The organism is Blautia sp. MCC283 (genome assembly GCF_018785565.1).
In the GTDB taxonomy this organism is placed as follows: domain Bacteria; phylum Bacillota; class Clostridia; order Lachnospirales; family Lachnospiraceae; genus Blautia_A.
This window is the reverse complement of record NZ_WQQB01000007.1, coordinates 1-10,013: the sequence shown is the minus strand read 5'-3', so window position 1 is coordinate 10,013 and position 10,013 is coordinate 1. Positions and strand designations below refer to the sequence as shown.

General features: G+C 43.9%; 5 protein-coding genes and 1 pseudogene. 4 read left to right on the top strand and 2 right to left on the bottom strand.

Translation table 11 applies throughout. The annotated features are described in order from the left end of the window. Positions 1 to 217 precede the first annotated feature (217 nt). From GPK81_RS17850 to GPK81_RS02155, 4 genes are all read left to right on the top strand, one after another. Positions 218 to 319 carry a putative holin-like toxin gene (locus GPK81_RS17850; RefSeq protein WP_015524590.1) on the top strand — a complete coding sequence of 34 codons (102 nt, stop codon included), beginning with the start codon at positions 218 to 220 and terminating at the stop codon, positions 317 to 319. Positions 320 to 518: 199 nt separating this feature from the next. After that, positions 519 to 6,959, top strand: a complete 6,441-nt coding sequence (locus GPK81_RS18240; protein ID WP_330627462.1) for a DEAD/DEAH box helicase family protein — start codon at positions 519 to 521, stop codon at positions 6,957 to 6,959. 47 nt (positions 6,960 to 7,006) lie between these two features. Continuing rightward, positions 7,007 to 9,127 carry a recombinase family protein gene (locus GPK81_RS02160; protein WP_055173296.1) on the top strand — a complete coding sequence of 707 codons (2,121 nt, stop codon included), beginning with the start codon at positions 7,007 to 7,009 and terminating at the stop codon, positions 9,125 to 9,127. Beyond that, on the top strand, positions 9,052 to 9,423 hold the full coding sequence (locus tag GPK81_RS02155; RefSeq protein ID WP_004612398.1) for a TnpV protein: 372 nt from the start codon (positions 9,052 to 9,054) through the stop codon (positions 9,421 to 9,423). Before GPK81_RS02160 ends, GPK81_RS02155 begins: the two co-directional genes overlap by 76 nt. Before the next feature lie 63 nt (positions 9,424 to 9,486). Here GPK81_RS02155 and GPK81_RS02150 read toward each other — a convergent pair whose 3' ends face one another. Beyond that, positions 9,487 to 9,711 carry a DUF5131 family protein gene (locus GPK81_RS02150; RefSeq protein WP_215706456.1) on the bottom strand — a complete coding sequence of 75 codons (225 nt, stop codon included), beginning with the start codon at positions 9,709 to 9,711 and terminating at the stop codon, positions 9,487 to 9,489. Beyond that, positions 9,704 to 10,013 (bottom strand): annotated as a pseudogene (locus GPK81_RS02145) (hypothetical protein); the annotation flags it as partial. The pseudogene GPK81_RS02145 and the gene GPK81_RS02150, both read right to left, overlap by 8 nt.

Genomic DNA, 10,013 nt, shown 5'->3' with positions numbered 1-10,013 from the left:
TATTTAGAAGAGCTTTTAGAAGCTTAAAAAGTAGAAAAAAATAGAATTTGCAGTTGCTAACCATTCATGCGTTTGTCGTGCGTATGAAGTAAAAAGGAATTGCTTTGCGGAGAGTTACCTGTTAGAATATTACTGGAGCAACCGTGTACAGGGTTGGTAAAAACCTCCTGGATTTTCAGATTCCGTTAAGGGATACAGAAGAAGGGAGGTGGAGCGAATGGATACATACGAAGTCTTGAGCTTATTGTTCTTAGGCGGTACGTTTCTGATTGCTTTGCTTGCCTATTTGGATAATAGGGACAACAAGCGAAAAAAATAGCCTACCCTGTCTGCCAACAGGATAGGCAGCTCTCTTTGAGAGCAAAATAAATTAAAACCTAATCCAAGAGCATCCACCTTGTGGGCGGTTACTCTTTTCAATTAGAATATAGCATTTTCTCTCCGAAAAGTAAAGTACATTTTATGCAGCCAATTCTAAAAAGAGTAGGCTGTTTTTTTATTGACAGGAGGGAAGTTAAATGTCTAAACTACAGGACATCCGAAACTTGATACAGGAACATGCCGTATCAGTGAGCAGTTCGCCAGGGGATTGGATGGATTATATGGACACAGCATCAAGGTTATATCGGTATTCTTTTTCAGACCAGCTTCTGATCCATGCACAGCGTCCAGACGCAACAGCCTGTGCATCACTGGAACTATGGAATGAAAAGATGTTACGCTGGGTAAATCGTGGTGCAAGAGGAATTGCTCTGTTTGATGAAACCTGGCAGAATACCAAACTTCGTTATGTGTTTGATATTTCGGATACCCACATGGTAGCCGGAGGCAGAAGCCCGTATCTTTGGAAGATGCAGGAACACCAGAGAGAAGAGATCCTCACCCATCTGGCAGAAGTCTATGCTCTGGAAGAAAAGGATGCGGCAACTTTGCAGGACGCATTGATGGCGGTCGCAAGGGAAATGGTCAATGACAATCTGGAGGAATACCTGGATGGATTGGAATATGCTGTAGAAGGTACTTATCTGGAAGATCTGGATGAGGTGACGATCCGCAGTGATTTCCGTCAGCTGGTAACAGACAGTGTTTACTATCTGCTTTCCAGGCGATGCGGGCTTGACCCGATGGAATTTCTGGAAGAAGAGGACTTCATGCATATTACAGATTATAACCATCTGTCAGTTCTCACCTTCCTTGGAAATGCGGCAAGCCAGCTCAGTGAGAGTATTCTGATTGATATTGGAAAGACCGTACATAAAATTTCTCTGGAAGAAGCGAGAAAAGAGGTTGAAAATTCCAATGAAAGGAATTATAATAACTTTACCACGTTAATGCGTGAAACTAAAAACCGGAATGCAGAAACGAAAAAAGAAGAAAATATTGAAAATGAAGGAGGAACCGATTATGGAACTGACATATCATCGCAAGGGAGATTACCTGTTTCCGAATCTGACCGTCGAAGAGGAAGAAGTGACGATCGGGAAATACGGGATGCTACGGAGGACATTTCTGAAGGAACACAAGAACAGCCTTTATCAGAGCCTGTTCCTGACCGGGAAGCTGAACAGCCATCTGGAACAGATCGAGAAAGCGGCACAGGAGAGAATGGACAGCCAGATGGAGAAATTACTGGAGAAGAGTCCGGCACCGGACAAGGAAGCAGATCCGATGGCATGGACAGCACACATGAACGCACTGATGGCAACAGCGGAAGAGAGTATCTTGACGGAATTGGTATACAGTTAGTCGAAGATACAAGAGAAGATGGATTGAGTAAAGCAGAGGAAGAGATCGCCTCTGCTTTATCTTTGCCCGAATATCCAACCGTAAATGAACAAAGACGGCAGATCGAGGAAAGGGCAGCTGCCCTTTATGCCGGAGAAATCCCGATTCCAGAGGAAGTTGTCGATGAGATCTTACGGACAGGAGGAAACCGGAAAGCCAGCCAGCTCCGGATCATCTATAATTTCATGAGTGAACAGACACCAGAGGAATATACGGAGTTTGTGAAGCGTGAATACCGTAAAGGTGGAAAAGGTTTTCAGATTGATGGAAATGAATATTCAGTCTGGTTTGATGAAACCGGGATGCAGATCGCAGTAGGGCATACGGTTACAGACCATATCTTAGATAAGGCATTTTTATCATGGGAAGATGTCAGCGGACGTATCCATCAGCTTTTAGACCAGGGTGAATATGCACCGCAGTCTGTATTGGATGCGGCAAGAAGTAATGCAGTAAAAGAACACGCCCAGGCTCTTGCCTATATGAAAGGGGATATGGCAGAAGGAGTAGCGGAGATTGTTTTTGACGAAGAGGACTTACCACATCTTCGCAGTATCTATCCGGAGATCACGGATTATCTGGAAGAAAAGCTGGAGGATCCCCAGTGGCTTTCGGAGCTGAATGAAAGACTGGATGCACTGGCAGAAGCCTATGAAGAAAATCATTCTATTATGCGTTTCCATCATTATAATCCTATAAATATCTCAAAGCAGTTTCAAAAGTTTGCGGATGAGGTGATTCCTTATCAGGCTAGGGACGGCTTTGCCTGGAAAGAACATCCGATGTTCATTACACAGGATGAGATTGATGCTTATCTTGCAGGAGGTGGAGCGTATTCGCAGGGCAGGCTTAGGACGTATTCCTTTTATCTACTTCATGAAGATGAAAGATCGAGGACAGGTTTTATCAAGGAACAGTATGGGATCGGTGGAAGCAGTCATGCACTGTCTGGTGCCGATGATTCACACGCAAACTATGATGGAAAAGGATTGTTTCTTGCAAGAGGTGCTTATGGGAATCCATATACGTCAATTTTATTATCCTGGAATAAAGTTGCAAACAGAGTAGCTTATCTGATAAAGAATGACCAGTTCCTGCAGGCAGAAGATTATGCTCGTATGCCGGAATATGAACGGGAGCAGATGGCGAATAAGGTACTCCGCTTTTATGACCGTCTTCCGGAAGAGATAGACAGACCCTTTACAGATGACTTCTTCTGGGAAAAACCAGGAAAAGAAATGGTCGCAGTATTAGAGAATCCAGAGCAGACAGAAGAACTGTTACAGAAGATGGATGTAGCATTGGCAGCTCTGCCATTGGATTTTGAAGCGTATGGGACAAACTATCAGCAGAAAACAGAACTTCTTTCGGAACTCCACCAGTATGCAGAAGGAACTTATACGATATTCCCGACACCAGAAGCAGAACCGTTTTTTGCGGGACCATCCGGACACCAGATGACCATGTTTGATTTCTTGGATACGAAGGCAGTGGCAGAACCGACCGTAGTAGATATGTCAGATGTAGAGGAAATAGAAGAGGAAGAGGTTACTGCTGAAGAATCTATTTCAGAGAGTCAGGAGCAGGAAATAATAGAAACTTCTGAGGGACAGGAACAGAAAGAACCAGAAGAAGAGGTAACAGCTAAAACAGCAGAAGAATTGGCGGAGTCCTGGGATGAAGGTGTTTTTGAGTATCAGGGGTATCATTTTGAAGCAGTAGGGGTATTGCCGGAAGGAATAGAAGGAAAAGATCTGGTTGCACAGACCCGTTCCAATACAGAACTGCATTTATCAACCTACCATACAGAAGATTTCCCAAAGTATTCGTATGATGATTTTTATGCAGTCAGCAATGCACCGACTGCCGATGTGTTCCGGTGTCTGGAAACCGGACGCAATTATATTCCCGGAGAAAATGAACTGTTTGGATATGAGGGAGAATTCCAGCCATATTTAAAACCGGAAGTAGAAAAGATTGTAACAGAACCGCATAATTTTCGGATTCAGGATAATGACCTTGGGGCAGGCGGTCCGAAGGCAAAGTATAAGGCAAATATGGAAGCCATCCATTTGTTACAGATTTTGGAGAAAGAAGAACGTCTGGCAACACCCGAAGAACAGGAAATCTTATCCCGTTATGTTGGCTGGGGTGGTATCCCACAGGCATTTGAGGAAAATAACAGCAGCTGGGCGAATGAGTATCTGGAGTTAAAGAATACCTTATCACCAGAAGAATACAGTGCAGCAAGGGCATCGACCTTAAATGCTTTTTATACGTCCCCAACCGTGATCCGAAGTATGTATGAAGCACTGGAAAATATGGGACTGAAACAGGGAAATATTTTGGAACCGTCCTGTGGTGTCGGTAACTTTATGGGACTAATCCCTGAGAGTATGAGCAAAGCCAATATGTACGGTGTAGAACTCGACCCGGTTTCGGGAAGGATCGCAAAACAGCTTTACCAGAAAAATAAGATTGCCGTGCAGGGATTTGAGGAAACCAGTTATCCGGACAGCTTTTTCGACTGTGTGATAGGCAATGTTCCGTTTGGAGCGTATCAGGTCAGTGACCGAAGATATGACCGGCATCATTTTATGATCCATGATTATTTTATTGCAAAATCCCTTGATCTGGTGCGTCCCGGCGGCGTAGTGGCTGTGGTAACTTCCAGTGGAACGATGGATAAGCAGAATCTGGCAGTGAGACAGTATATCGCAAACCGGGCAGAACTGCTTGGAGCCATCCGATTACCGAATAATGCGTTCCAGAGAAATGCCAATACCAGTGTTGTTTCTGATATTTTGTTTTTCCAGAAAAGGGACAGGGCATCCATTGAGGAACCGGAATGGTTAAATCTAAAGGAAACACCGGAAGGTTATTCGGTCAATGCTTATTTTGCAGAGCATCCGGAAATGGTGCTTGGTGATTTTACTACAGAAAGTACCCAGTACGGAAAGCAGGAAGTGACCGTAAAACCAAAAGAAGGCATTACCTTAGAAGAACAGTTAAAAGAAGCGATTAGGAATATCCATGGCACGATCACGGAACTGGAACTTTCGGATACAGAGTTAGAAGAGGATGTTGTCTCTATCCCGGCAGACCCGGATGTAAAGAATTTCAGTTTTACCGTAGTGAATGAGGAAGTCTATTACCGGGAAAATTCTGTGATGAACCGCATGGAGCTTCCGGCAATGACAGCGGAACGTGTCAAAGGGATGGTGAAGATCCGTGATGTTACGAATGAACTGATCCGGTGTCAGATGGAAGAGGGAAGCGATGAACAGATCACAAAGCTGCAGGGAAAACTCAATGAAGAATATGATACCTTTACAGCAAAATATGGTCTTATCAGCAGCAATGCCAATAAGAGGGCATTTAGTCAGGACAGTAGTTATTGTCTTTTGACTTCTCTGGAATTTCTGGATGATAAGGGAGAACTAAAACGGAAAGCGGATATTTTTACCAAAAGGACAATCCGCAGGGCAGAAACGGTAACTTCCGTGGATACTGCCAGTGAAGCACTTGCGGTTTCCATTGGTGAGAGGGCAGGCGTTGACCTTTCCTATATGGTACAGCTTTCCGGGAAAACAGAAGAGGAGCTTACCGAAGAACTGGCAGGGGTGATCTTTAAGAATCCGATCAGTGAAAAATGGGAGCCGTCGGACGAATATCTTTCTGGAAATGTGAGGGAGAAACTGCAGATCGCAAAACAGTTTGCAGAAGATCACCCGGAATATGAGGTGAATGTGCAGTATTTGGAGCAGGTACAGCCAAAAGATCTGGATGCATCAGAGATTGAAGCAAGACTTGGGGCAACCTGGATCTCCGAGGATTACATTACACGGTTTATGGCAGAGACATTCCACACTCCAAGATATTATGTAGGGAGCAAGGTCAAAGTCCAGTATGCCGAAGTGACCGGACAATGGAATGTTATGGGAAAGAATGTGGACAGCTACGGAAATGCTCTTGTCACTTCCACATATGGAACACAGAGAGCCAATGCCTACCGCCTTTTGGAAGATGCCTTAAACCTTCGGGATACCAAGATTTATGACACGGTACAGGATGCCGAGGGGGAACACCGGGAATTAAACCGGAAGGAAACGATGCTGGCACAGCAGAAGCAGGAGCTGATCAAAGAGGAGTTTAAGGAGTGGATATTTAAAGACCTGCACCGACGGGAAGATCTCTGTAAGATCTATAATGAACGATTTAACAGCATCCGTCCACGGGAATATGATGGAAGCCATATTCAGTTTGTCGGCATGAATCCGGAGATCACTCTGATGCCGCACCAGAAAAACGCAGTGGCTCATGTGCTGTATGGAAATAACACCCTTCTGGCTCATTGCGTAGGAGCAGGGAAGACGTTCCAGATGATCGCAGCCGGTATGGAATCAAAACGGCTGGGACTCTCACAGAAGAATCTTTATGTTGTGCCAAACCATCTGACCGAGCAGTGGGGCAGTGATTTCCTACGTCTCTATCCGGGAGCAAATATCCTGGTGGCAACAAAGAAGGACTTTGAGCCGGCAAACCGAAAACGTTTCTGTTCCCGTATTGCGACAGGAGATTATGATGCCGTGATCATTGGACATACACAGTTTGAGAAAATCCCCCTTTCAAGGGAACGGCAGATTGCCATGCTGGAAGATCAGATCGCAGATATTACGTTTTCCATTGAAGAAGCGGCACATCAGGCAGGACAGAATTATACCATCAAGCAGTTGGAAAAAACAAAGAAGAGTCTGCAGGCGAGGATGAAGAAACTCAATGACCAGACCAGAAAGGATGATGTAGTAACTTTTGAGCAGTTGGGCGTAGACCGGCTGTTTGTGGATGAAAGTCATAGTTTTAAGAACCTTTTTTTGTATACAAAAATGCGGAATGTGGCGGGTATCTCACAGACGGATGCACAGAAAAGTTCGGATATGTTTATGAAATGTCGGTACATGGATGAACTGACCGGCGGCAGAGGGATCACCTTTGCTACAGGTACTCCCGTATCGAACAGTATGACGGAGCTTTACACTATCATGCGTTATCTCCAGTATGACACACTCATGCGTATGGGTATGGGACACTTTGATTCCTGGGCGGCAACGTTCGGGGAGACAGTAACCGCAATCGAATTATCACCGGAGGGCTATACTTTAATAGGACGATAAAATTAACTGTCCTAAATTGAAAATACATAAGGAAGGAGGTTAAGAGAATGTCAAGGACTTCAAAGATTACAGCACTTTATGAGAGATTATCAAGAGATGATGACCTGAATGGCGAGAGTAATTCCATTACCAATCAGAAAAAATACCTCGAAGATTATGCCCGTAGAAATGGCTTTGAGAACATCCGCCATTTTACTGACGATGGTTTTTCGGGTGTAAATTTCAATCGCCCAGGCTTTCAGTCTTTGATAAAAGAAGTTGAAGCAGGCAATGTCGGAACATTGATTGTTAAGGATATGAGCCGATTAGGGCGAAACTATCTGCAAGTCGGATTTTATACGGAAATTCTGTTTCCGCAGAAAGATGTCCGTTTTCTTGCAATCAACAACAGCATTGACAGCAACAATGCTTCGGATAATGATTTTGCTCCGTTTTTGAATATTATGAACGAATTTTATGCCAAAGACACGAGCAATAAAATCAAGGCTGTATTTGATGCCCGAATGAAAGACGGAAAGCGTTGTAGCGGTTCAATCCCTTATGGATATAACCGATTGCCGAGCGATAAGCAGACGCTTGTTGTTGACCCTGTGGCTTCTGAGGTGGTAAAGCGTATCTTTCTGCTTGCCAATGAGGGCAAAAGTCCACGAGCCATAGCGGAAATACTGACCGAAGAAAAGGTTTTAATTCCTGCCGCATATGCAAAGGAATATCACCCAGAACAGTACAACGGGATTAAGTTTGCAGACCCTTATATTTGGGGCATATCTGCCATTAGAACGATTTTAAGCAGGCAGGAATATCTTGGACATACTGTTTTGAGAAAGTCGGTCAGCACCAATTTTAAATTGCATAAGAGAAAGACTACCGATGAAGATGAGCAGTATGTGTTTTATAACACCCACGAGCCTATCATATCGCAGGAACTTTGGGACAGCGTTCAGAAGCGAAAGAAACGAGTGAACAGAGCTGCGGCAAGAGGTACACATACCAACCGATTAAGCGGTTATCTGTACTGTGCCGACTGTGGCAGGAGAATGACTTTGCAAACGCATTATAGCAAGAAAGACGGTTCTGTTCAGTATTCTTACCGTTGCGGCGGGTATGCAAGCAGGGTTAATTCCTGTACTTCCCATACGATTAGTGCTGATAATGTTGAAGCCTTGATATTATCGGCAGTTAAACGCTTTTCAAGATTTGTTCTGAATGATGAAAAAGCCTTTGCTTTGGAACTGCAATCCCTTTGGAAAGATAAGCAAGAGGAAAAGCCGAAGCACAATCAATCGGAGTTGAAACGCTGTCAGAAACGCTATGACGAACTCTCTACGCTCATTCGTGGCTTGTATGAAAATCTTATATCGGGATTGCTACCCGAAAGACAATACAAGCAACTGATGAAGCAGTATGACGATGAACAGGCTGAATTGGAAGCGAAAATGGAAACGATGAAAAAGGAACTTTCTGAAGAAAAAGACAGCACTATGGATATTCAGCATTTTATATCGCTGATACGCAAGTACAAAAATCCTACGGAAGTTTCTGATTTGATGTTTACCGAACTCATTGACAAGATTGTGGTGTATGAAGCCGAGGGTGTGGGAAAAGCAAAGACACAAAAGGTTGATATTTACTTCAATTATGTCGGACAGGTCGATATTGCCTACACCGAGGAAGAACTTGCCGAGATAAAAGAGCAGGAAGAACAGGAAGAAAAGAAGCGATTGGAGAAACAGCGTCAGCGTGAAAAAGCCTATCGAGAGAAGCGAAAGGCAAAAAAACTTGCTGAAAACGGTGGCGAAATCGTCAAAACAAAGGTATGTCCTCATTGTGGGAAAGAGTTTACCCCTACAAGCAACCGACAGATTTTCTGTTCAAAGGATTGCTGCTATCAGGCAAGGCAGGATAAGACAAAAGCCGATAGAGAAGCGGAAAAAGGAAGTCATTATTATCGTCAGCGTGTATGTGCTGTGTGTGGCAGTACTTACTGGCCTACACACAGTCAGCAGAAATTCTGTTCCGAGGAATGTAAAAAGGTAAATCACAATAAGAAAACCTTGGAGTTTTACTACAAGAAGCAAAAGGAGAAAGAACTATGCAAAGATTTATTACAGACGAAAGAACAGGTATCCGATACGAACTCATCGGAGATTACTATTATCCCTGCCTGACAGTAGAGAAAAGTCCTCCCCTTTCAAAATATGGTCGATTGCGGCAACGATATTTGAGGGAACATAAGCGTGTGCTATATTTTAATCTGCTGACAAGCGGAAAGTTATATGAACACCTTGCCGAAATTGATACTTCGGCTCGTGATATGGCGGAATATCTGATAAAGGAAATGGCAAAGAAGCAGGGTGTAACGGAAGAACTGAAAGCAACGGATATGATGAGATGGATAGGATTGATGAATAACATTCGAACCTGTGCCGATGAGATTGTATTGAATGATATTGTGTATTCCTAACGGATACCAACCGAAGAAGAACTGCTGTCAAACCGATGGCAGTTTTTCTTTTTCGGCAAGTATTCAAGAAGTCATTAAGTCGTGAGTATAATCGAAGTGGTAGAAAAATTCGTAAAGATGTGGTACAATACTTTTGCTTGTGAGCGACAAACCGGAATTTGTCTTGACCTTATAAATTTCCCCGCCTGATTTGCCCCGTTCATTGTCCAGATAGTGCATATAGCAGTGGTCGCAGTCCTCACTGTATTTGCGGCAGCCATGCCAGGGATTCCAAATATCACTACTCATACCGATTCCTTTCCAGTTCGCAAATCAGACTGTGAGGCATTCTTCGTGGCCCACGTACCGCACCAATCCCATAGGCTTTCAGCTTCTCAAACGGGAGAAAAGACGGGTTGTACTGATCCAGCTTTTTCAATCTTATCACATGGTTCATATGTACGTTGCCATCATCATAATGGTAAGGAATATTGACTTCTGTAGCTTCGCACCGATATAGAACAGCGGAAACCGTATCATGGATGCACAGCTCATAGAGAATCTGTGTTTTCCACTTTCCCTGAAGCATCAGAAGCAGCGGCGTGACCGGG

Coding starts and splice junctions, on each gene's coding strand:
- GPK81_RS17850 (WP_015524590.1), top strand. CDS start 218: ATGGATACATACGAAGTCTTGAGCTTATTGTTCTTAGGCGGTACGTTT.
- GPK81_RS18240 (WP_330627462.1), top strand. CDS start 519: ATGTCTAAACTACAGGACATCCGAAACTTGATACAGGAACATGCCGTA.
- GPK81_RS02160 (WP_055173296.1), top strand. CDS start 7,007: ATGTCAAGGACTTCAAAGATTACAGCACTTTATGAGAGATTATCAAGA.
- GPK81_RS02155 (WP_004612398.1), top strand. CDS start 9,052: ATGCAAAGATTTATTACAGACGAAAGAACAGGTATCCGATACGAACTC.
- GPK81_RS02150 (WP_215706456.1), bottom strand. CDS start 9,711: ATGAGTAGTGATATTTGGAATCCCTGGCATGGCTGCCGCAAATACAGT.